Origin of the sequence: Rhodovulum tesquicola (assembly GCF_024128855.1) — a bacterium.
In the GTDB taxonomy this organism is placed as follows: Bacteria; Pseudomonadota; Alphaproteobacteria; order Rhodobacterales; family Rhodobacteraceae; genus Rhodovulum; species Rhodovulum tesquicola.
Map to the genome: position 1 here is coordinate 1 of NZ_JAMYDV010000006.1, position 20,944 is coordinate 20,944.

Annotated in this window: 20 protein-coding genes; 6 read left to right on the forward strand and 14 right to left on the reverse strand. The window is 67.8% G+C overall.

The annotated features are described in order from the left end of the window. The 4 genes from NHN26_RS07180 to NHN26_RS07195 form a co-directional block, all read right to left on the reverse strand. Nucleotides 1–1,192: methyl-accepting chemotaxis protein (locus NHN26_RS07180; RefSeq protein WP_253088820.1), on the reverse strand; the 1,192-nt coding region annotated here is incomplete at its 3' end. A gap of 135 nt (nucleotides 1,193–1,327) precedes the next feature. After that, nucleotides 1,328–2,221 (reverse strand): transglutaminase family protein, encoded by an 894-nt coding sequence (locus NHN26_RS07185; RefSeq protein WP_253088821.1) that lies wholly within the window; start codon nucleotides 2,219–2,221, stop codon nucleotides 1,328–1,330. A gap of 5 nt (nucleotides 2,222–2,226) precedes the next feature. Beyond that, on the reverse strand, nucleotides 2,227–4,629 hold the full coding sequence (locus NHN26_RS07190; RefSeq protein ID WP_253088822.1) for a circularly permuted type 2 ATP-grasp protein: 2,403 nt from the start codon (nucleotides 4,627–4,629) through the stop codon (nucleotides 2,227–2,229). Nucleotide 4,630: 1 nt separating this feature from the next. Continuing rightward, entirely contained in the window at nucleotides 4,631–7,978 is a 3,348-nt protein-coding gene (locus tag NHN26_RS07195) for a transglutaminase family protein (protein WP_253088823.1), read from the reverse strand. 223 nt (nucleotides 7,979–8,201) lie between these two features. Between NHN26_RS07195 and NHN26_RS07200 the strand changes: the two genes are divergently transcribed. Next, nucleotides 8,202–9,323 carry a THUMP domain-containing class I SAM-dependent RNA methyltransferase gene (locus NHN26_RS07200; protein ID WP_253088824.1) on the forward strand — a complete coding sequence of 374 codons (1,122 nt, stop codon included), beginning with the start codon at nucleotides 8,202–8,204 and terminating at the stop codon, nucleotides 9,321–9,323. Between the two features lie 31 nt (nucleotides 9,324–9,354). Here the strand turns inward: NHN26_RS07200 and NHN26_RS07205 are convergent, their stop codons facing one another. Then, entirely contained in the window at nucleotides 9,355–10,143 is a 789-nt protein-coding gene (locus NHN26_RS07205) for a glycosyl hydrolase (protein ID WP_253088825.1), read from the reverse strand. 177 nt (nucleotides 10,144–10,320) lie between these two features. Further along, on the reverse strand, nucleotides 10,321–11,094 hold the full coding sequence (locus NHN26_RS07210; protein ID WP_253088826.1) for a ZIP family metal transporter: 774 nt from the start codon (nucleotides 11,092–11,094) through the stop codon (nucleotides 10,321–10,323). 104 nt (nucleotides 11,095–11,198) lie between these two features. Here NHN26_RS07210 and NHN26_RS07215 point away from each other — a divergent pair, with 104 nt between their 5' ends. Together NHN26_RS07215 and NHN26_RS07220 are read left to right on the forward strand one after the other, a co-directional pair. Next, entirely contained in the window at nucleotides 11,199–12,362 is a 1,164-nt protein-coding gene (locus tag NHN26_RS07215) for an alpha-hydroxy acid oxidase (protein ID WP_253088827.1), read from the forward strand. Nucleotides 12,363–12,465: 103 nt separating this feature from the next. After that, complete coding sequence (locus tag NHN26_RS07220; protein WP_253088828.1) at nucleotides 12,466–13,089, forward strand: 50S ribosomal protein L25/general stress protein Ctc; 624 nt, start codon at nucleotides 12,466–12,468, stop codon at nucleotides 13,087–13,089. Nucleotides 13,090–13,158: 69 nt separating this feature from the next. Here the strand turns inward: NHN26_RS07220 and NHN26_RS07225 are convergent, their stop codons facing one another. Both NHN26_RS07225 and hmuQ read right to left on the reverse strand, forming a co-directional pair. Beyond that, nucleotides 13,159–13,602: a hypothetical protein gene (locus NHN26_RS07225; protein WP_253088829.1), complete on the reverse strand. Its 444-nt coding sequence runs from the start codon at nucleotides 13,600–13,602 to the stop codon at nucleotides 13,159–13,161. Between the two features lie 228 nt (nucleotides 13,603–13,830). After that, nucleotides 13,831–14,142 carry a heme-degrading protein HmuQ gene (gene hmuQ / locus NHN26_RS07230; RefSeq protein WP_253088830.1) on the reverse strand — a complete coding sequence of 104 codons (312 nt, stop codon included), beginning with the start codon at nucleotides 14,140–14,142 and terminating at the stop codon, nucleotides 13,831–13,833. 85 nt (nucleotides 14,143–14,227) lie between these two features. Here hmuQ and pth point away from each other — a divergent pair, with 85 nt between their 5' ends. Both pth and NHN26_RS07240 read left to right on the forward strand, forming a co-directional pair. Further along, nucleotides 14,228–14,908, forward strand: a complete 681-nt coding sequence (gene pth, locus NHN26_RS07235) for an aminoacyl-tRNA hydrolase (RefSeq protein ID WP_253088831.1) — start codon at nucleotides 14,228–14,230, stop codon at nucleotides 14,906–14,908. 10 nt (nucleotides 14,909–14,918) lie between these two features. Next, nucleotides 14,919–15,296, forward strand: a complete 378-nt coding sequence (locus tag NHN26_RS07240) for a DUF2237 family protein (RefSeq protein WP_253088832.1) — start codon at nucleotides 14,919–14,921, stop codon at nucleotides 15,294–15,296. A 10-nt stretch (nucleotides 15,297–15,306) separates the two neighbouring features. Here the strand turns inward: NHN26_RS07240 and trpB are convergent, their stop codons facing one another. The 6 genes from trpB to rpsA form a co-directional block, all read right to left on the reverse strand. Continuing rightward, the gene (gene trpB / locus NHN26_RS07245) at nucleotides 15,307–16,536 is read right to left on the reverse strand and encodes a tryptophan synthase subunit beta (protein ID WP_253088833.1); all 1,230 of its coding nucleotides are present in this window, start codon (nucleotides 16,534–16,536) and stop codon (nucleotides 15,307–15,309) included. A gap of 91 nt (nucleotides 16,537–16,627) precedes the next feature. Beyond that, nucleotides 16,628–16,966: a DUF4359 domain-containing protein gene (locus tag NHN26_RS07250; RefSeq protein ID WP_253088834.1), complete on the reverse strand. Its 339-nt coding sequence runs from the start codon at nucleotides 16,964–16,966 to the stop codon at nucleotides 16,628–16,630. Next, a complete protein-coding gene (locus NHN26_RS07255; protein WP_253088835.1) occupies nucleotides 16,963–17,619 on the reverse strand; it encodes a phosphoribosylanthranilate isomerase in 657 nt (218 codons plus the stop codon). The genes NHN26_RS07250 and NHN26_RS07255 overlap by 4 nt, the downstream gene beginning before the upstream one ends. Nucleotides 17,620–17,627: 8 nt before the next feature. Then, nucleotides 17,628–17,993, reverse strand: coding sequence for a lipopolysaccharide assembly protein LapA domain-containing protein (locus NHN26_RS07260; RefSeq protein WP_253088836.1), 366 nt, complete (start codon nucleotides 17,991–17,993; stop codon nucleotides 17,628–17,630). Between the two features lie 13 nt (nucleotides 17,994–18,006). Continuing rightward, entirely contained in the window at nucleotides 18,007–18,288 is a 282-nt protein-coding gene (gene ihfB, locus NHN26_RS07265) for an integration host factor subunit beta (RefSeq protein WP_253088961.1), read from the reverse strand. Nucleotides 18,289–18,576: 288 nt separating this feature from the next. Next, the gene (gene rpsA / locus NHN26_RS07270; protein ID WP_253088837.1) at nucleotides 18,577–20,259 is read right to left on the reverse strand and encodes a 30S ribosomal protein S1; all 1,683 of its coding nucleotides are present in this window, start codon (nucleotides 20,257–20,259) and stop codon (nucleotides 18,577–18,579) included. A 253-nt stretch (nucleotides 20,260–20,512) separates the two neighbouring features. On the opposite strand from rpsA, the gene NHN26_RS07275 reads away from it, so the two are divergent. After that, a complete protein-coding gene (locus NHN26_RS07275) occupies nucleotides 20,513–20,896 on the forward strand; it encodes a hypothetical protein (protein WP_253088838.1) in 384 nt (127 codons plus the stop codon). Nucleotides 20,897–20,944: the final 48 nt, after the last annotated feature.

Here is a 20,944-nt window from a genome sequence, read left to right on the forward strand (position 1 = left end):
GCACAACGCCCTCGACCTCGGCCGCGCTGTCGGCCGCCGAGCGCACGCTCGAGGTCAGCTCGTCCAGCGCCGCCGCCGTCTCCTCCAGCGTCGCCGCCTGGTTCTCGGTCCGGTGCGACAGATCCTCGGAGGCCGACCGGATTTCGCCTGCGCGGGTGCGGATCTCGGCGGAATTGTCGATCATCGATCCGATCAGGTCGTTCAGCCGGTCGATCGTGGCGTTGAAATCGGCCCGCAGCCCTTCGTAATCGGCGGGGAAGGGCGTCTCGATCGGATGGGTCAGATCGCCTGCGGCAAGACGCTCCAGCCCGCCGCGCAGGATCTGCACCACCTCGGCGCCCTCCTGCTGGCGTTGCCGTGCCTCTGCGTCGAGAAGGCGGGCCGCGGCGAGTTTCTCCCGAAACTCATCCGCGCTGCGGGCGATCGCGCCGATCTCGTCCCGGCGGTCGGCATGGGGCACCCCGGTGTCCAGATCGCCGCCCGCCATGCGTTCGAATGCCTGGCCAAGGGCGGGAAGCGGCCGGAACAGGACGGTCAGCAGCCCCAGCAGCAGCCCCATGCCCAGCGTGATCAGCAGCGTCGACGCGATCAGGCCGGCACGTCGTTGCGCGGCAATCGCGCTGTCGATCCGGCTGCGGTCGATGCCGACATAGAAGACCCCCAGAACCTCGCCCGCGGAGGAGACGATGGGCTGGTAGAGGGTGAGGTAGGGCTTGCCCAGGATCGTCGCCGCGCCGGAAAAGGCCTGTCCCTTCAGCATCGCGGCATGGACGGGATTGTCGCGCCCCAGCACCGTGCCGACCGCGCGGGTGCCATCGTCCTTGCGGATGTTGGTGGTGACGCGCACGAAATCTTGCCGGGCCGCGTCCCAGGCGAAGAGCGTCGCGGTCTCGCCCGAGATCGCACCGGCGCGGTCGATGGCCGCGTGATCCTCAAGCACGGGAACCCGATCCCAGGTGACCCGTTGCACGGTGCCGTCCGCGGCGGTCGAAACCTCGAGCCCGTCGAAGCCGGACCGGAACTGGTCGATGACGATTCGCAGCGAGGCCGCCTGGCGGCCGAGCGCCGCTTCATGCATCGCCTGCGCGGATTGGTGCAGCAGAACCGCCGACTGGGCGATGCAGAGCGCGAGAAACAGGAAACCGGTGCCCAGCGCCAGCAGGGCCTTCAGCGAGAGATGTTTGTGCAGCATTCCTGATCCTTGCGACAGCGTCCGGCGCCGTCATGTCTTCCGGAGGTTTATTTCCCATGAAAATCCGGCCTGATTTGGCCGCTGACGCGGCAACCGCGCGTCACCGGCGCAAGGCCGGAGCCGGTGCCGGAAGGCTCAGCCGGACCGCCCCGCGCAGGGGATCACGTCGACCTTGTGCGAGGTCGTGTGGGTGCCTTCGGACCTGAGCGAGCCGCGGACCGGCGCGACATCGGCGTAATCGCGTCCGATGGCGACGGCGACATGATCGGTGCCCACCAGCAGGTCGTTGGTCGGGTCGATCTCGATCCAGCCGGTCTCGGCGCCGCACCAGGCACGCACCCAGGCATGCATCGCGTCCGCGCCTTCCAGCCGGGGCTGGCCCGGCGGGGGCCTTGTGCGCAGGAAGCCGCTGACATAGCCCGCCGGAATGCCGACCGCCCGCAGCGCGGCGATCGTGACATGGCTGATGTCCTGGCAGACGCCGCGGCGTGCCTCGAAGGCGGCGATGGGCGGGGTCGTGACCTCGGTGGCCTCGGGGTCGAACTCGAACCTTTCATGCAGTTCGTGCGCGATGGCGCGGGTCGCGGCCAGCGCCGACATGTCCGGCGCGACCAGCGCCCCGGCGAAGGCCGCGATCCTGGGCTCGTGGCGGATACGTTCGGACGCGCCGAGAAAATGATGCGGCACCTGCGGGCCGATGCCCCGGATCGCCGCGATCTCCTCGCCCAGCCTGCCCAGGTCGGTCGACAGGTCGAGCCCGGGCATGCCGCCCGACCGCCGCACGCGGCCGGCAAAGCGGAATGCGATCTCGGTCAGGGGACGGTCATGGGCAATCTCGGAGGTGGCATTGCCGAAGAAATCGGCCCCGTCCCGGCGGAAATCGGGATCGGGATCGGTCGAGACGCGGCCCGAGATCAGTTGCTGCACCGCGTTGCTGAGCGGCAGCATCCGCAGAAGCGTGCGGCTGGACCCGGCGGGGGCCTCGTAGCTGTAGGTGATTTCCAGCCTGATGTCGTAGTCGGTCGCCATGGCGCTCAACTCAGGTAGCGCGCGGTCAGCGCGACAGAGATGTCCCGGATCGCCCCGCGGGTCTCCAGCAGCCGGGCGGGCGTCATGGCGTCGGGGGCGGCCACCGACAGGTCGGTATGCACCAGCAGGATTCGCCGGGCGAGATCGCTCATCGCGCCGCCTTCGCGGGTGCGGGTCAGCATCGCCTCCTGCTCGCGCAGGACGTCGAGCTGGAACAGCACGGAGCGCGGGTTGTCCGCGTCCAGCGCCAGAAGGTCGATGACGGTGTTGCAGCCGCTGGCCATGGGATAGCGGCGGCGATGGGTCATCACGCTGTCGCCAACCTCGATGGCGACATCCAGACTGCCCGGCGGCGCCGCCGGATCGGTGAGGGCGGCCAGCGCCGACAGCATCTGGTCGGCCCGTTCCAGCGCGCGCCCCATGGTCAGGAAGCGCCAGCCGGCAAAGCGGAACATGTTGTCATGCACGAGCCCGGCAAAACCCGCGAGCTTGCGCAACAGCTCGGTCATCCGCCGCGCGGCCTCGTCGCCCGGGCGCACCCGGTTGAACATGCCGCGCGCGGTAAAGGCCAGATCGGTCAGCGCGTGCCAGCCATCGGTCGAGAACCGGTCGCGCACCTTGCCCGCGCAGCCCTGCGCGGCGTCGAAGAGTTCCAGCACGGCCATGGGCACCGGCTCGTCCGGATCGACGCCGAAGCCCTCGAGATAGCGTTCCAGATGGTCGATCAGCGGCATCTCGCGATGGCCGACCTCCTCGAGCCGCAGGTGATAGGCGCGCAGCTCGCGCACCCGCGCCTCGGCCCGTTCGACATAGCGGCCCAGCCAGTAGAGATTGTCCGCCGCGCGGCTTGGCAGCACGCCCGGCAGGCGGCGCACGAAGGGGCCGTCCTGCCGCAAGGAAAGGCTTTCGGCAATCACGGGGGCGTCGCTGACCACCCAGACATCGGCGACCGAGCCGCCATTCTTCATCGACAGCGCCGTCGGATCCTCGGTGCGCCCGATCCTGGCATAGCCGCCCGGCATCACGGTCCAGCCCTCGGGGGTTCGCGCCAGGAAGACCCGGATCAGCGCCGGCCGCGGCACCAGGTCGGTGCCGATCATCGCGGGCGTGGTGGACAGCGTCACCGCCTCCTGCCCGACCAGGTTGGCGCCATCCGTCTCGAGCCAGTCGCCGATGGGCTTTTGCGCAGAGCCGCGGAAATCGCCGCCCAGTGCGGTCAGGGCATCGACCTCGAAGGGCAGATCGGTCGACAGCGCCCGCCCGATCATCATGCGTTGCAGGTTGTCGTAGACGAATCCCCGCTCTGCCGTCTGTCCGCACCACCAGGTCGCGATATTGGGGATCTTCAGCGGCTGGCCGGTCAGCCGTTCGCAGATCCGCGGCAGGAAGGCCATCATCGCGCGGGCCTCGAGCACACCGGAGCCGAGGCAGTTCAGCATGGTCAGTTCCTGCGCGCGCAGTGCGGCGACCATGCCCGGCGTGCCCAGCGCCGAGCTTTCGTCCAGTTCCAGCGGATCGGCAAAGCGCGAATCGAGCCGCCGCCACAGCACGCTGACCGGCTGCGGGCCGTCGATGGTGCGCACCGTCAGCCTGCCCTGTTCGGCCTTGAGATCCTCGCATTCCAGCAGCAGGAAGCCCAGATAGCGCGCGATATAGGCATGCTCGAAATAGGTATCGGTATGCTGGCCCGGCGTCAGGATCGCCACCCGGCTGGCGCTTTCGCCGCGCAGCCCGTTCATCGCGTCGCGAAACGCCCGGAAGAACCCGGCCAGACGGCGGACATTGGCGTTGGGAAAGAGGTCGGGAAATACCCGGGTCGTGGCCATCCGGTTTTCCAGCGCGAAACCCGAGCCCGAGGGCGCCTGCGTCCGGTCGCCCAGCACCAGCCAGGATCCGTCCGGCGAGCGGCCGACCTCGAAGGCCAGGAAATGCAGGAAATGGCCCGAGCGGGGCCGCATGCCCACGATGGGACGCAGCCATTCGGGATTGCGCGCGACCAGTTCGGCGGGCAGCAGCCCGTCCGCCACCAGATCGCCCGGCCCGTAGAGATCGGCCATCACATGTTCCAGAAGGTCCGCACGCTGGATCAGCCCCTCGGAGAGCCGCTGCCATTCCTCGGCGGCGATCATCACGGGGATGTGGCTGAGCGGCCAGTCGCGCAGCGTCGAGCCGCCCGAGCTGTGCTGGCGGTAGTAGACGCCGGTATCGTGCAGGTGCTGATCGCCCCGGGCAAAGCGCTGGGCAAGCTCGTCCGGCGTCTGCCCGGCCAGCAGGTCGATCAGCGGCTGCCAGACCGGCCGCACGCGGCCATCGGGCTGCAACAGCTCGTCGGCCACGCCGGAGGGCGGCTGATAGCCCTGCAAGAGCGCGGCGGCCAGGTCGTCCGGGGCGTGATCGGTCGCGTTCATGTCACAGACCCGGCCCCCGGCGCAGGTCAAGCGTCATGGGGAATTCCGGGTGGGGGTTTTCGGGCGCGGGCCAGTAGCTGCCGGGCGTGTGGCCCATCTTCTCGAACCGCGCCAGCCGCCGCGCCTCGGCCTCGTTGGCGTTGACGGGGAAGGTGTCGTAGCTGCGCCCGCCCGGGTGCGCGACGTGATAGGTACACCCGCCCAGCGCCCGGCCCGACCAGGTGTCGAAGATGTCGAAGGTCAGCGGCGCGTTGACCGGCAGCACCGGGTGCAGCGCCTCGGCGGGCTGCCACGCCTTGAACCGCACGCCGCCGATGGCGGTGCCGCTGGTCCCGGTCTGGTGCAAGGGCACCGCGCGGCGGTTGCAGGCGACGATGTAGCGGCCCGGGTTCGAGGTGGACAGCTTCACCTGCATCCGTTCCACCGAACTGTCGGTGTAACGCACCGTGCCGCCGATGGCGCCGCGTTCGCCCAGCACATGCCAAGGCTCCAGCGCCTGCCGCAGTTCCAGATGCACGCCTTCGTATTCGACCTCGCCGCAGAACGGGAAGCGGAATTCCTGCTGCGCCTCGTACCATTCGGACCGGAAGGCGAAGCCGTGATCGGTGAGGTCACGCAGGACGCCCAGAAAATCGGCCCAGACGAAATGCGGCAGCATGAAACGGTCATGCAGTTCCGTGCCCCAGCGCACCGGCTTGCCCTTGAGGGGGTTCAGCCAGAGCCGGGCGAGGATGGCGCGGATCAGCACCTGTTGCGCAAGGCTCATCCGCGCATCGGGCGGCATCTCGAAGCCGCGGAATTCCAGCAGGCCCAGACGCCCGGTCGGCCCGTCGGGGGAATAGAGCTTGTCGATGCAAAGCTCGGTCCGGTGGGTGTTGCCGGTGACGTCGATCAGGATGTTGCGCAGAAGCCGGTCCACCAGCCACGGCGCGGGTGCGGGGCCTTCGCCCGGATCGGGGAACTGGCTCAGCGCGATTTCCAGCTCGTACAGGCTGTCATGGCAGGCCTCGTCGATCCGCGGCGCCTGGCTGGTGGGGCCGATGAACAGCCCCGAGAACAGATAGGACAGGCTGGGGTGCCGCTGCCAGTAGAGGATCAGCGAGCGCAACAGGTCCGGCCGGCGCAGGAAGGGGGAGTCGTTGGGCGTGGCGCCGCCCACGACAACGTGGTTGCCGCCCCCCGTGCCGCAATGCTTGCCGTCGACCATGAACTTGTCGGCGCCCAGCCGCGTCAGCCGCGCCTCTTCGTAGACGCCCAGCGTGATCGCCTTGCAGTCGTCCCAATCGGTGGCGGGGTGGACGTTGACCTCCAGCACGCCGGGGTCGGGGGCCACGCGGATGACGTTCAGGCGCGGGTCGTGCGGCGGCGCGTAGCCCTCGATATGCACCGGCAGGCCCATCTCGGCGGCGGTCGCCTCGGCCGCGGCGACGAGGTCGAGGTAATCCTCGGCATCCTCCACGGGGGGCATGAACACGCAAAGCCGCCCGTCGCGCGGTTCGACCGACAGCGCGGTGCGCACGGTGCCGGTGCCAAGTTCCTGTTCGCGCACGTCCTGCACCGCGCCGCCCTCGGTGAAGCGCGCCACGGGCTGGGCGTGGCCGGGGCTGGCCGCGGCCACACGCGCCGCGGCGGCGCGGTCGGCTTCGTCGAAATCGCGCAGCGGGCCGCGGTCGATGGTGGGATCGGTGACATAGGTATAGGGAAACTGCGCCGGCGGCACATGGGGCAGGCTGCCCAGCGGCAGCCGGTATCCCACCGGGCTGTCGCCCGGCACGAGAAACAGTTTGCCCCGCCGCATCGTCCAGCGTTCCGACCGCCAGCGCCGCCCGGTCGCCTGCGCCTGCCAGCGCTGGATCGGCAGGATATGGCCCGCGGGATTCGTCAGGCCGCGGGCAAAGACGCGGGCGATGCGGGCGCGTTCCTCGGGGTCCTTCAGTTTCGAGTTCTCGGGCGTCACGTTCTCGGGCAGGCTGCCTTCCTTGATGATCCATTCCGCCGGATCCTCGTAGGCGGGCAGCACCATTTCGGGTTCGAGCCCCAACCGTTCGGCGATGCCCTTCAGAAGCCTGTCGGACTCCTCGGGCCCCGCCCCGGTCTGCGCCGTTTCCTCGGCGATCAGGTCCGGGTTCTTCCAGATCGGCTTGCCATCGCGGCGCCAGTAGAGCGAGAAGGTCCAGCGCGGCAGCGTCTCGCCCGGATACCACTTGCCCTGCCCGTAATGCAGGAAGCCGCCGGGCGCGAACCGGTCCCGCAGCCGCCGGATCAACTGGTCGGCCAGCCCGCGCTTCATCGGGCCTACGGCGGCAATGTTCCATTCCTCCGATTCGAAATCGTCGATCGAGACGAAGGTGGGCTCGCCCCCCATCGTCAGCCGCATGTCGCCTGCGCGGATCGCGGCATCGACCTGATGGCCCAGCGCGTCGAGCGCGTCCCATGCCTCGTCCGAGAAGGGCTTGGTGATGCGGGGATGTTCGGCGGTGCGGTGCACCTCCATGTGGAAGGTGAAATCGACCTCGGCATAGGACGCCATGCCGGTGATCGGCGCGGCGTTGCGGTAATGCGGCGTCGCGGCCAGCGGCACGTGGCTTTCGCCGGTCAGAAGCCCGCTGGTCGGGTCCAGCCCGATCCAGCCCGCGCCGGGCAGGTAGACTTCGCACCACGCATGCAGGTCGGTGAAGTCGTGATCGGTGCCGGGCGGGCCGTCCAGCGCCACGAGGTCAGGCTTGAGCTGAATGAGATAGCCCGAGACGAAGCGCGCGGCGAGACCCAGATGCCGCAGCACCTGCACCATCAGCCACGAGCTGTCCCGGCACGAGCCCGATTTCACGCGCAGCGTGTCCTCGGGGGTCTGCACGCCCGGCTCCATCCGGATCACGTAGGCGATCTCGCGTTGCAGCCGCGCGTTCAGGTCCACCACGAAATCGACCGTCCGCACGGGTTCGCGCGGGATGGTGACAAGGAATACGGACAAGAGCGGGCCGGCGCGTTCGGGCACCCGGTAGATCGACAGGTCATCCACCAGATCGACGGGATAGTCGAAGGGCCAGGTCTCGGCGGCTTCGTCCACGAAGAAGTCGAAGGGGTTGTAGACCGTCATGTCGGCCACAAGGTCCACCTCGATCCTGAGTTCCCGCACCGGTTCGGGAAACACGAAGCGCGACAGCCAGTTGCCGTAGGGGTCCTGCTGGTGGTTCACGAAATGGCCTTCGGGGCTGACCTTCAGGCTGTGCGAGATCACCCGCGTCCGGCTGTGCGGCGCAGGCCGCAGGCGGATCACCTGCGGGCCCAGGCTGACGAGCCGGTCATAGCGGTAATGCGTCAGGTGACGGATGCTTGCGGTGATGGCCATGATGTCTCGCGCGGGAAGGGTCGAGCGGCAGCAAAGACGGTTTTGCGGGGGCTGTAAACCGCTTCGATGTCTCGGCCCGGCGTCGGGACGCACCGTGTCGGGGGATGCCGGGAATTGAGGCACCCGCCAGCGCGCGGCGGAAACCCGGCCAGCCCCGGCAACAGGCGTGGGAAAAGCCGAAATCGCGGTCGCGGCGGTCGCGAAGGCAGGGTAAGCAGGCGGCATGGAACCCCAAGCCGATCTGGACATCTTTCTGGTTGCCCCGCCGGGGCTTGAGCATGTGCTGGCCGAGGAGGCGCGCGCGCTGGGCTTTCGCGATGTCGTCCCCGGCCCGGGCGGCGTGTCATCGCGCGGCGGCTGGCCCGAGATCTGGCGGGCCAATCTGTGGCTGCGCGGCGCGGGGCGGGTGCTGGTGCGGATCGCGGCCTTCCGCGCGCTGCATCTGGCCCAGCTCGACAAGCGCGCGCGGCGGGTGCCCTGGGCCGAGATGCTGCACCCCGATCGACCGGTTCGGGTGGAAGCCACCTGCCGGGCCTCGCGGATCTATCATGCGGGGGCGGCGGCGCAGCGGGTCGAGCGGGCCATCGCCGAGACGCTGGGCGCGCCGGTTGCGGCCGAGGGTGACACCGCGATCCGCGTGCTGGTGCGGATCGAAGACGATCTTTGCACGATCAGCCTGGACAGTTCGGGCGAGCCGTTGCACCGGCGCGGCCACAAGCAGGAGGTGGGCAAGGCGCCGCTGCGCGAGACGCTGGCCGCGCTGTTCCTGCGCCAATGCGGATACAATGGCGGCGAGCCGGTGGTCGATCCGATGTGCGGCTCGGGCACCTTCGTGATCGAGGCGGCCGAGATCGCGGCGGGGCTGGCGCCGGGCCGCAGCCGCGGCTTTGCCTTCGAGGCGTTCGCGGGCTTCGATCCGGCCGCCTGGGAGGCGATGCGCACGGCGCCCGCCCCTGCCCCGCCCGATCTGCGGTTCCACGGGTTCGACCGCGATCAGGGCGCCATCGCGGCCAGCCGGGCCAATGCGGACCGGGCGGGTATTGCCGCGCTGACCTGTTTCACCTGTCAGCCCATCGCCGCGCTGACCCCGCCCGAGGGCCCGGCCGGGCTGGTCATGGTGAACCCGCCCTATGGCGGGCGGATCGGCAATGCCAAGGCGCTTTATCCGCTTTACGGAACGCTGGGCGAGGTTCTGAGGACGCGGTTCGCGGGCTGGCGGGTCGGGATCGTGACCAGCGAGCCGCAACTTGCCCGCGCGACCGGCCTGCCCTTCGGCCCGAACGGGCCGCCCATTCCCCATGGCGGGCTGAAGATCCGGCTTTACCGGACCGGCCCGCTGGGATGACCGCGCCCTTTGCGGGGCGCGGTCAGTGCGCTCAGTCGGCGCTGGCGACCTCGATGCTGGCGAAGGCGGCCATCGCGCTTTCATAGGCCCGGCCGACCGGGGTGGGTCTGAGCCGGTCGTCGACCAGGTTGATCTTCGGCGCGCTGCCGCCCCAGGGATAGGGATTGGCCGCGAACCAGGCATAGCGTTCGACGAAGGGCAGCCCCTCCATCATCCGCATCGCTTCCTGGGCAAAGGCGGCGTTGCGCTCGTAGCTGGCGGCGCGCGGGCGGTTCCAGTCGATATAGGCGAATTCGGTCACCCAGATCGGCCGGCGATATTCGCGATGCACCTGGATCAGCCAGCGGCGGAACGCCTCGACATCGCCATCGGTCGTGTAATAGTGGACCGCCATGAAATCTACCCGCATCCCGCGCCGCTCGATTTCGGACATGAAGCGGCGCTGCCAGGAATTCGGCCCCAGCGTCTGGTCGCGCGTGGTCGCCGGGCTGCCAAGCCTCAGCCCGCGCGCCTGCAGCCTGGGCCAGAGCGCGATGGCCTCGGCCACCGTCATTCCCGCCTGGTGATCGCCGCCATAGCCGTCAGGCTCGTTGAAGCCCAGAAGCGTGGTGACCCGCCGATCCGACTTGATCGGCTTGTTCACGTCCTTGGCCCCGTGGATCATCGGCACGAAGTCCACATCGCGCCGCTGCTTCTGGCGCGACCAGATCTGGTCGGTCCGCCAGTTGTAATACCAGCCAAGCCCCGGCGCATCCTCGATCCAGCGGATCATCGTGTAGCTCGGGTTTTCCCAGGCGCCAACGCCCGCCTTCTGAGCCATGACCGGAGTCGACAGCATGAGTAACCCCACCAGAATGGGGATGAGTTTCCTGACCATTGTATACCTCGCACACCAAGAACGAGGCTAGGCAGGTCTTTGGGTAGGAATTTGGCCAGAATCGTGAATAATCGTGAAACGGGTCTGGCACGCCTCGGGCACGCCCTTGGGGTGCAGGGATCAGCCCAGCGTCACGTCCAGCACCATCATCAGGATCAGCCCGATCGTCAGCCCAAGGGTCGCCCGGTTCTGGCGGCCATGGCGATGGGTTTCGGGGATGATCTCGTGGCTGATGATGTAGATCATCGCCCCCGCCGCGAAGGCCAGCCCCCAGGGCAGCAGATGGGCCGAGACCGCGACCGCCGCGGCGCCGACAGCACCGCCCAGCGGTTCCACGAGGCCCGTGGCCAGCGCGATCAGGAAAGCCGTTCCGCGCCGGTAGCCATGGGCGCGCAGCGCCAGCGCGACCGCCAGCCCCTCGGGCGCGTTCTGCAACCCGATGCCGATTGCCAGCGGCATTCCTTTGGCCAGATCGCCCGCGCCGAAGGCCACGCCCACGGCCATGCCTTCGGGGATGTTGTGGATCGTGATGGCGAAGACGAACAGCCAGATCCGGGCCAGCGCCGCGGCCTCGGCGCCCTCGCGGCCGGCGAAGAAATGTTCATGCGGCACCAATTCGTTCAGGGCCGCCACGGCCAGCGCACCCAGCGCGATGCCGCCCCCCGCGATCAGCGCCGCGATGGGGACGCTGCCATAAAGCGTCTCCGCCGCCTCGATCCCCGGCAGGATCAGCGAGAAGAACGAGGCCGACAGCATGACGCCCGCGGCAAAGCCCAGCATCGTGTCGTTGGCCCGGCGCGAGACGGTGCGACCGAACAGGACCGGCAAGGCCCCCACCCCGGTCATCAGACCTGCGGCCAGCGCGGCCAGAAAGGCGATCAGCACATCGCTCATGGACCCAGCTAGGCCGAAGCATGCCGCGCCCGCAAGCGCCAAGAGCGTTGCGGGCCGCCGGTCCGATTGGTAAATCGCCTTGACCAATCTCAGGGAGACGCGCGATGCCCGTCATCACCACCATCGAGGACCTGCGCCGCATCTATGCCCGCCGCGCGCCGCGGATGTTCTACGATTACTGCGAATCCGGAAGCTGGACCGAGCAGACATTCCGCGACAACGTGTCGGACTTTGCCGGGATCCGGCTGCGCCAGCGCGTCGCGGTGGACATGGAGGGGCGCTCGACCGCCTCGACCATGATCGGGCAGGACGTGGCGATGCCCGTGGCGCTGGCCCCGGTCGGGCTGACGGGGATGCAATCGGCCGATGGCGAGATCAAGGCGGCGCGCGCGGCCGAGAAATTCGGCGTGCCCTTCACGCTGTCGACGATGTCGATCTGTTCCATCGAGGATGTGGCAGCGCACACGACAAAACCCTTCTGGTTCCAGCTTTACGTCATGCGCGACGAGGATTTCGTGGCGCGCATCCTGCAACGGGCGAAAGATGCGCGCTGTTCGGCGCTGGTGCTGACGCTGGATCTGCAAATCCTAGGCCAGCGACACAAGGACCTGAAAAACGGGCTGTCCGCCCCGCCCAAGCCGACGCTGCGGACGATGGCGAACCTTGCCACCAAATGGGGCTGGGGGCTGGAGATGCTGGGCACCAAGCGGCGGTTCTTCGGCAATATCGTGGGCCATGCCAAGGGCGTGAGCGATGCCTCGTCGCTGACCGACTGGACGGCCGAGCAGTTCGACCCCTCGCTCGACTGGGACAAGGTGCGCCGGCTCAAGGAGCAATGGGGTGGCAAGCTGATCCTGAAGGGCATCCTCGACGAGGAGGACGCGCGCAGGGCCGCCGATGTCGGCGCCGATGCGATCGTCGTGTCGAACCATGGCGGGCGGCAGCTGGACGGGGCGCTGTCCTCGATCCGCGCGCTGCCCGGGATCGTGCGCGCGGTCGGCGATCAGGTCGAGGTGCATTTCGACGGCGGCATCCGCTCGGGCCAGGACGTGCTCAAGGCGCTGGCGCTGGGGGCGAAGGGCACCTATATCGGCCGCGCCTTCGTCTACGGGCTGGGCGCGATGGGCGAGGCGGGCGTCACCCGCGCGCTGGAGGTGATCCACAAGGAGCTGGACACCACCATGGCGCTGTGCGGGCGCAAGTCGGTCGCGGCGCTGGACCGCGACATCCTGCTGGTGCCCGAGGATTTCGAGGGCAGATGGGCCTGAGCGCCCGGTTTTGCCCTTCCCAATCGGCGCGGTCTCGGCTATGGGCACGGCTTCAACCGGGCATACACCCTTGGAGGATGCCCAGAACCTAGGAGAATGACCAATGGCTGGTGAGATTCCGGATCTCTTCGCCACGGAACGGACGGGGACAGGCAAGGGGGCCGCTCGTCAAGCTCGTCGTGAGCATTTCGTTCCGGGCATCGTCTATGGCGGCGGCGCAGAGCCCCTGCCGATCAACCTGAAATACAACGAGTTGCTGAAGCGCCTGAAGGCTGGCCGCTTCCTGTCCACGCTGTTCAACCTGAAGGTCGAGGGGCATGAGGATGTGCGGGTGATCTGCCGCGGCGTTCAGCGCGACGTGGTCAAGGATCTGCCGATCCATGTCGACCTGATGCGTCTGCGCCGCACCTCGCGGATCAACCTGTTCATCCCGGTCGAGTTCGTGGGCCACGAGAAATCCCCGGGCCTGAAACGCGGCGGCGTGCTGACCGTGGTGCGTCCCGAGGTGGAACTGATGGTCACCGCGGGCGAGATCCCCGAGAAGCTGGTTATGGACCTGTCGGGTCTGAACGTGGGCGATATCGTCCACATTTCGGACGTGGCCCTGCCCGAGGGCACGCGCCCCACGATCACCGACCGCGATTTCGTGATCGCGAACATCTCGGCACCGTCGGGCCTGCGCTCGGCCGATGGCGAAGCCGAGGAGGGCGAGGGCGAGGAAGGCTGACGCCTTCCCCCGTCATGGATCGGAGCGGGGCCCTGCGGGGCCCCGTTTTCGTTTCGGCCGTCCGCGCGCCTAGAACCCGTGCGGCGTGTCGGGCGTGATCGTGCCCAGCAGGCCCGGCAGGCCGGTGCAGAACCGGTGCATCCGCAGCGCGGACTCGCTGCCCGCCTCCGTGCGCACGCCATCGGGCCACCAGGTATCCAGAAGGTCGCTCTGGCTGGCCGCGTCGATCACCGGGCGCAACTGCCGGGACTCGAACTCCTCGACCCAACCGGCCTGCAACCACAATTGCTGACGCGCCCGCGACCAGGTGCCCGGCCCGTCCAGCCTGTCGAGCACGCGCCAATGCTGGGCGATCATGTCCCGCGCCCAGGCGACACAGAGAATCCCGGCCTTGAGCCGTGCGGTATCGGAAAGGTCGGGGTCATCCGCCGGGGTAGCCAGGGGCGCAAAGTCGGCCAGCGTCGCTTCGGGGTCGAAGGGGGCGTCGCCTGCCATCGCGGGCGTGCCCAGCATCAGGGCCGCGCAAGAGCGCGGGGCGAAAGCCCGTCCCTGCCCCGCCGCAAAGCCTCGAACCACCGGAAAAGGAAATGCCACATGCGCGTCGCCTCGCTTTTCCACGAGACTAGGGGCGGCGGGGTTTCCAATTCCTTGTCCCGGCGCACGCGCGCAACGCGGCAACGGCTCAACTGCCCGACTTAAAGGCGTTTGCCGCCGAAATGCGCAGAAAAGGCGCGGAGGACGTCAGGCCAGATGCTGCACCGACTCGAACAGCTCCAACTCTGGCGGCTCGACATACAGATCGGACGGCCCCTTGGCCCCCTTGTGCGCGGCGCGGAAAGCCTCGGATTTCGTCCAGGCGGAAAACGCGGCCTCGCTGTCCCAGAAGGTATGCGAGGCGTAAAGGCGATAGCCGTCCTTTGCGGGGCCCTTCAGCAGATGGAAGGCGACGAAGCCCGGCACGGATTTCAGATGGCTGTCACGGCTCTTCCAGACCGTCTCGAACGCCTCTTCCCTGCCCGGTTTCACCTTGAAACGGTTCATCGTCAGATACATTGCGCGTGCCTCCCGGTCTTGCCGCTCTGGAATCCGCGGCCAGTTCACGGCATCAAGGGCAAAGGTTCAAGCAGGGAGAGCGCGCATGCGCCTGTTCGTGGGGCTCGGCAATCCGGGCGCGAAATATGCAGGCAACCGGCACAATATCGGCTTCATGGCCGTGGACCGGATCGCCGCCGATCACGGGTTCGCTCCCTGGCGGGCCAAGTTCCTGGGCCAGATGGCCGAGGGGCGGCTGGGGAACGAAAAGGTCGTGCTGCTGAAGCCCGAGACCTACATGAACCGCTCGGGCGATTCGGTGCAGGCGGCGGTGCAGTTCTACAAGCTGACCCCGGCCGATCTGACCGTGTTCCATGACGAACTGGACCTTGCGCCCGGCAAATGCCGGCTCAAGCAGGGCGGCGGGCATGCGGGGCATAACGGGCTGCGCTCGATCCAGGCCCATATCGGGCCGGATTTCGAGAGGGTCCGGCTGGGCATCGGGCATCCGGGCCACAAGGACCGGGTTTCGGCCTATGTTCTCAGCGATTTCGCCAAGGCCGACCAGGACTGGCTGGATGACCTGATGCGCGGGATTTCCGAAGGCGCGGTGGTGCTGGCCGAGGGCGACGGCGCGCGGTTCCTGAACGCCGTCGCGCTGCGCACCGCCCCGCCGCGCAATGCAGGGCGCGAGGCCGAACAACAGCCCGCGCCGATCAGGGCCGCAGAGCCCGCGCCCGAAGACGGCCGCTCGGCGTTGCAGAAACTGGTGGACCGCTTCAGATAGGAGAAGGACGATGGCGAACCAAAGGGCCGCTTCGGTCAACGTTCTGGGCGAGCCGCTGGCCCCCTGTTCATCGACGCCGCTGACCGGGTTCTATCGCAACGGCTGCTGCGACACCGGCCCCGAGGACCGCGGCAGCCACACCGTCTGCGCGGTGATGACCGCCGAATTCCTGGCCTATTCGAAATATGTCGGCAACGACCTGTCGACCCCGCGCCCGGAATGGGGGTTTCCGGGGCTGAAACCGGGCGACCGCTGGTGCCTGTGCGCGGGCCGTTTTCTTCAGGCCCATGACGAGGGCTGCGCGCCGCGGGTCGATCTGGCGGCCACGCATGAGGCGGCGCTGGAGATCGTGCCGCTGGACGTCCTGGAACGCCACGCCCTGCCCTGATCCCGCGCCTTCAGTGCCCGCCCATGTCGAAGCCCAGATGGCGGGCGACGGTAAAGATGTCCTTGTCGCCGCGGCCGCACATGTTCATGCAGATGATGTGATCGGCGGGCAGGTCCGGGGCGATCCTGGCGACATGGGCCAGCGCGTGGCTGGGTTCCAGCGCGGGGATGATGCCTTCGGTCTCGCAGCACAGCTGGAAGGCCGTCAGCGCCTCGGCATCGGTGATCGCGACATATTCGGCGCGGCCCGTCTCGTGCAGCCAGGAATGTTCAGGCCCGATGCCGGGATAGTCGAGCCCGGCGGAGATCGAATGGCCTTCGAGGATCTGGCCGTCCTCGTCCTGCAACAGATAGGTGCGGTTGCCATGCAGCACGCCCGGCCGCCCGCCGGTCAGGCTGGCGCAATGCTCCATCCGGTCATCCACGCCATGCCCGCCCGCCTCGACCCCGATGATCCGCACATCGGGATCGTCGAGGAAGGGATAGAACAGCCCCATCGCGTTCGAGCCCCCGCCAATCGCGGCGACCAGCGTATCGGGCAACCGGCCCTCGGCCTCAAGCATCTGGGCCCGGGCTTCCTTGCCGATGATCGCCTGGAAATCGCGCACCATGGCCGGATAGGGATGCGGGCCCGCCACGGTGCCGATGCAGTAGAAGGTGTCGCGCACATTGGTCACCCAGTCGCGCAGCGCGTCGTTCATCGCGTCCTTCAGCGTGCCCCGGCCGGAGGTGACGGGAACCACTTCCGCGCCCAGAAGGCGCATGCGGAAGACGTTGGGCGCCTGGCGCTGCACATCGGTCGCGCCCATGTAGACCACGCATTTCAGCCCGAACTTGGCGCAAACCGTCGCGGTGGCGACGCCATGCTGGCCCGCGCCGGTTTCCGCGATGATGCGCGTCTTGCCCATGCGGCGGGCAAGAATGATCTGGCCCAGCACGTTGTTGATCTTGTGCGCGCCGGTATGGTTCAGCTCGTCGCGCTTCATGTAGACCTTGGCGCCGCCCAGCCGGTCGGTCAGCCGTTCCGCGAAATAAAGCGGGCTGGGCCGGCCGACATAATGCTTCCACAGGAACTCCATCTCGTCCCAGAAGCTCTGGTCGGTCTTGGCGTGCTCGTATTGCGCCTGAAGCTCGAGGATCAGCGGCATCAGCGTCTCAGACACGAAGCGCCCGCCGAAGATGCCGAACCGGCCCCGTTCGTCCGGGCCGGTCATGAAGGAATTGATCAGATCGTCGGCCATCTCGCGCGCTCCTCCTCGGTCGAGCCCTGTCTATCGCGTGTCCCCGACGCGGTAAAGCCAGCCCCTTGCCGGTCGCGCGGGGGCCGGGCCGTCACCGCTCGGTGCAGAAGATGCGGGTGAAGGCCCCGATACAGGTGGCGCTATCGGTGTCACCCAGCCGGACCTCGGCGCGCGAGAACAGCACCTTGTCCTCGTAGTCCAGCGCGATCAGCGAGCGGATCAGTTGCGCGCATTGCGTCCGGCCCAGCTTGCAGGTGGCCAGCAGGATCGCCTCGACCGGATCGGCCGCCGCCTCGGGATCGGCAGCGTCGATCCGCGCCAGAAGCCGGGCTTCGAGCGCGGCCTCGAAATCAGCCTCTGTCGGCTTGGTGAAGGCCATGACCAGCGCGCCAAGCGCCAGCACCGCGATCAGTCCGGCAAGCCCCTTCATTGCGTCTCCTCCCCGCGCGCGGCCGCGATGAACCGCGCGATCAGCGCCGCATCCTTGACCCCCGGCGCGGATTCCACGCCGGAGGACACATCCACCTGCCGCGCCCCGGTCAGCCGGATCGCCTCGGCCACATTGTCGGGCGTCAGTCCGCCCGCCAGCATCCAGGGCACCGGCCAGCGCCGGTTCGCGATCAGCCGCCAGTCGAAGGACAGCCCGTTGCCGCCGGGCAGCGCGGCGTCCCTGGGCGGCTTGGCATCCACCAGAAGCTGGTCAGCCACCCGGGCGTATTCGGTGAGACCGGGCAGATCGCCCTCGTCTGCCACGCCCACCGCCTTCATCACCGGCAGGCCGAATCGCGCGCGGATCTCGGCCACGCGGTCGGGGCTTTCATGGCCGTGCAGTTGCAGCATGTCGATCGGCACCCGGTCGAGGATCGCCGCCAGCGTTGCGTCCTCGGCATCGACCGTCAGCGCCACCTTGGCGATCCCGGGCGGCACCTCGCAGGCCAGGGCGCGGGCGGCCTCCGTCCCGAGATTGCGGGGCGATTTCGCGAAGAAGACGAAGCCAAGATAGGACGCACGCGCGGCAACGGCGGCCGTCACGGCCGCTGGCTGCGTCACACCACAGATCTTGACCCTGACATCGGACGCCATGGCGTCGTCTAGCCGGTCTTGCCGTCCGTCTCAAGCAGCGCGAGGATCTCGTCGCGGCCTTCGGTCCTGTGCTTGTCGGCCTTGACCTTGTCGAGTTCGCGCTTGAGCTTGGCCGCCTCGCGGCGCTGACGGCTGGCCTGCGCGCGGTACTTGCTCTCGCGCAGCCACTCCCAGAAGAAGCCGAGCAGCGCGCCGACCAGGATCCCGCCGAACCCGACGACATAAAGCGGCAGTTCGATCGACCAGGCGATTCCCGAAAAACTGGCCAGTTCGTCAGGCAGCAGGTTCAGCGTCACATCCTGACGGTTCGCCATGGCGACCACCACAAGGCAGATCGCGAGCAGCAGCAGAAAGAGATAGCGAATGGCGCGCATGGTCAGACCCGAATTACTTCCCGTTCAGGCGATCGCGTAGCAGCTTCCCGGTCTTGAAGAAAGGCACGTATTTCTCGGACACGTCCACCGACTCGCCGGTGCGCGGGTTGCGCCCGGTGCGCGCGTCGCGCTTCTTGACCGAGAACGCGCCGAAACCGCGCAATTCCACCCGGTCGCCGCGTGCCATGGCCGCGATGATTTCTTCGAAAACGGTGTTAACAATTCGTTCGACGTCGCGCTGGTAGAGATGCGGGTTCTCGTCGGCAATCTTCTGGATCAATTCAGATCGGATCATCGCTATGTCGTCCCCGTTTTTCGCCCTTCTGGCCTGCGCGGCCGGGGCTTGCGGACTATAGGCATGTTTTGCCCCCCAGAGAAACAGAAAGCCTTTGAAAACCGGGGGAGAAGCGGCGGAAAGCCGCGTCGGAGGGGGGCGCGGCCGGCGGTTTGCCATCGGACGGGCGGGCCGGCGCCCCGGCGGGGACATCGCGCGCCGGGGCTCGCGAATTCGTGATTCGGGGAACGGAAAACGGCCCCGCACCTGCATGCGGGGCCGCGCCATGTCCGGCAGGGCCGGGTTGTCCTACTTGCCTTCGCCCTTGAGCGCGGCACCGAGGATATCGCCCAGCGAGGCACCCGAGTCCGAGCTGCCATACTGTTCGACGGCCTCTTTCTCCTCGGCGATCTCGCGGGCCTTGATCGACAGGCCCAGACGGCGCGACTTGGCGTCGATATTGGTGACGCGGACATCGACCTTGTCGCCGACCTGGAACCGCTCGGGGCGCTGTTCCGACCGGTCACGCGACAAGTCCGAGCGGCGGATGAAGGACTTCATGCCCTCGTATTCCACCTCGACCCCGCCTTCCTCGATCATGGTCACGGTCACGGTGATGATCGAGCCGCGCTTGACGCCGCCAACGGCCTCGGCGAACGGGTCGCCATCCAGCGCCTTGACCGAGAGCGAGATGCGCTCCTTCTCGATATCGACCTCGGTGACGACGGCCTTGACCATGTCGCCCTTGCGGTAGTCCTGGATCGCCTCTTCGCCGCGCTGGTCCCAGCTGAGATCGGAGAGGTGCACCATGCCGTCGATGTCGTTGTCCAGGCCGATGAACAGACCGAATTCGGTGATGTTCTTGACCTCGCCCTCGACCTCGGTGCCGACCGGATGGGTCTCGGCAAAGACTTCCCACGGGTTGCGCATGCACTGCTTGAGACCCAGCGACACGCGGCGCTTGGCGGTGTCGATCTCCAGCACCATGACGTCGACTTCCTGGCTGGTCGAGACGATCTTGCCGGGATGGACGTTCTTCTTGGTCCAGGACATTTCCGATACGTGGACCAGACCCTCGACACCCGGTTCCAGCTCCACGAAGGCGCCATAATCGGTGATGTTGGTCACGCGGCCCTTGTGGACGGAATCCAGCGGGAACTTGGCCTCGACCGAATCCCACGGGTCGTCCTGAAGCTGCTTCATGCCCAGGCTGATGCGGTGGGTTTCCTTGTTGATCTTGATGACCTGGACCTTCACGGTCTCGCCGATCGACAGGATCTCGGAGGGGTGGTTGACCCGGCGCCAGGCCATGTCGGTGACGTGCAGCAGGCCGTCCACACCGCCCAGATCGACGAAGGCGCCGTATTCAGTGATGTTCTTGACCACGCCGTCGATGGAATCGCCCTCGGTCAGCTTGCCGATGATCTCGGCGCGCTGCTCGGCACGCGATTCTTCCAGGATGGCGCGGCGGCTGACCACGATATTGCCGCGGCGGCGGTCCATCTTGAGGATCTGGAACGGCTGCTTCAGCCCCATCAGCGGGCCGGCATCGCGCACCGGGCGCACATCGACCTGGCTGCCCGGCAGGAACGCCACGGCACCGCCCAGATCGACCGTGAAGCCGCCCTTGACCCGGCCGAAGATCGCGCCGTCGACGCGGGCATCCTCGGCATAGGCCTTCTCGAGCCGGTCCCACGCCTCTTCGCGGCGGGCCTTGTCACGGCTGATCGAGGCCTCGCCACGCGCGTTCTCGACCCGGTCGAGATAGACCTCGACCTCGTCGCCCACGGCGATGTCGGGGGCCTGGCCCGGATTGGTGAATTCCTTGAGATCGACGCGGCCTTCCATCTTGTAGCCGACATCGATGATGGCCTGGCCCGCCTCGATGGCGATGACCTTGCCCTTGACGACGCTGCCCTCGGCAGGCGTGTCCATCTCGAAGCTTTCGTTCAGGAGGGCTTCGAAATCCTCCATGGATGCTTTGGTAGCCATTAGGTTCAAGTGGTCCTTTGCGATTGTTTCCGGCCTGGCGGTTGGGTCCGCCGGTCTTTGATGGCCCCGCGCCAAAGGGCGCTCCGATCCCGAAAACCGGGCCGGGGCGACTCTTCCACGGGATGGGGGCCTATAGCGCGAACGCCTTTCGCTGACAAGCACGCGGCGGAGAAAGGTTGCGCCGCTTGGGTTTTCGGAGAGTTTTTCTGCCCCTTCTTTCGGGCAGATCGAAGACGCAACGAATGGCCACACCATGTTCGGAGCCGCAGGAATTCGCATCGCCTGGGGTCTCATGCTGGCGCTGGCTGCCCTGGCAGTGGGATGCATGATCCTCGGCAGCGATCGGATGCAGCAGGCCGATGCCGCATTCCGCGACGCCTGGATCAAGCACCAGACTACCTACCTTCTCGCCGACGAACTGCGCCAGTCCAGCGACGACCTGACCCGGCTTGCGCGCATCCATGTCCCGACCGGCGACGCGGCCCGGGAGGCGCAGGACATGGCGATCCTCGCCATCCGCAATCGCCTCCGGCATAGGCGAACAATCCCTGGGCCTTGGCGAGATTTCCACCGCCATCGAGGGGCTCGACCGCGCAACGCAGCAGGAAGCGGGAATGGTGACCGTGGCCAAGGCTGATACCGGGACCCGGCGCCAGCTTGCGGCGGAACCGAGCGCGCGCAGGCA

Coding starts and splice junctions, on each gene's coding strand:
- NHN26_RS07185 (WP_253088821.1), bottom strand. CDS start 2,221: ATGGCGACCGACTACGACATCAGGCTGGAAATCACCTACAGCTACGAG.
- NHN26_RS07190 (WP_253088822.1), bottom strand. CDS start 4,629: ATGAACGCGACCGATCACGCCCCGGACGACCTGGCCGCCGCGCTCTTG.
- NHN26_RS07195 (WP_253088823.1), bottom strand. CDS start 7,978: ATGGCCATCACCGCAAGCATCCGTCACCTGACGCATTACCGCTATGAC.
- NHN26_RS07200 (WP_253088824.1), top strand. CDS start 8,202: ATGGAACCCCAAGCCGATCTGGACATCTTTCTGGTTGCCCCGCCGGGG.
- NHN26_RS07205 (WP_253088825.1), bottom strand. CDS start 10,143: ATGGCTCAGAAGGCGGGCGTTGGCGCCTGGGAAAACCCGAGCTACACG.
- NHN26_RS07210 (WP_253088826.1), bottom strand. CDS start 11,094: ATGAGCGATGTGCTGATCGCCTTTCTGGCCGCGCTGGCCGCAGGTCTG.
- NHN26_RS07215 (WP_253088827.1), top strand. CDS start 11,199: ATGCCCGTCATCACCACCATCGAGGACCTGCGCCGCATCTATGCCCGC.
- NHN26_RS07220 (WP_253088828.1), top strand. CDS start 12,466: ATGGCTGGTGAGATTCCGGATCTCTTCGCCACGGAACGGACGGGGACA.
- NHN26_RS07225 (WP_253088829.1), bottom strand. CDS start 13,602: ATGCTGGGCACGCCCGCGATGGCAGGCGACGCCCCCTTCGACCCCGAA.
- hmuQ (WP_253088830.1), bottom strand. CDS start 14,142: ATGTATCTGACGATGAACCGTTTCAAGGTGAAACCGGGCAGGGAAGAG.
- pth (WP_253088831.1), top strand. CDS start 14,228: ATGCGCCTGTTCGTGGGGCTCGGCAATCCGGGCGCGAAATATGCAGGC.
- NHN26_RS07240 (WP_253088832.1), top strand. CDS start 14,919: ATGGCGAACCAAAGGGCCGCTTCGGTCAACGTTCTGGGCGAGCCGCTG.
- trpB (WP_253088833.1), bottom strand. CDS start 16,536: ATGGCCGACGATCTGATCAATTCCTTCATGACCGGCCCGGACGAACGG.
- NHN26_RS07250 (WP_253088834.1), bottom strand. CDS start 16,966: ATGAAGGGGCTTGCCGGACTGATCGCGGTGCTGGCGCTTGGCGCGCTG.
- NHN26_RS07255 (WP_253088835.1), bottom strand. CDS start 17,619: ATGGCGTCCGATGTCAGGGTCAAGATCTGTGGTGTGACGCAGCCAGCG.
- NHN26_RS07260 (WP_253088836.1), bottom strand. CDS start 17,993: ATGCGCGCCATTCGCTATCTCTTTCTGCTGCTGCTCGCGATCTGCCTT.
- ihfB (WP_253088961.1), bottom strand. CDS start 18,288: ATGATCCGATCTGAATTGATCCAGAAGATTGCCGACGAGAACCCGCAT.
- rpsA (WP_253088837.1), bottom strand. CDS start 20,259: ATGGCTACCAAAGCATCCATGGAGGATTTCGAAGCCCTCCTGAACGAA.
- NHN26_RS07275 (WP_253088838.1), top strand. CDS start 20,513: ATGTTCGGAGCCGCAGGAATTCGCATCGCCTGGGGTCTCATGCTGGCG.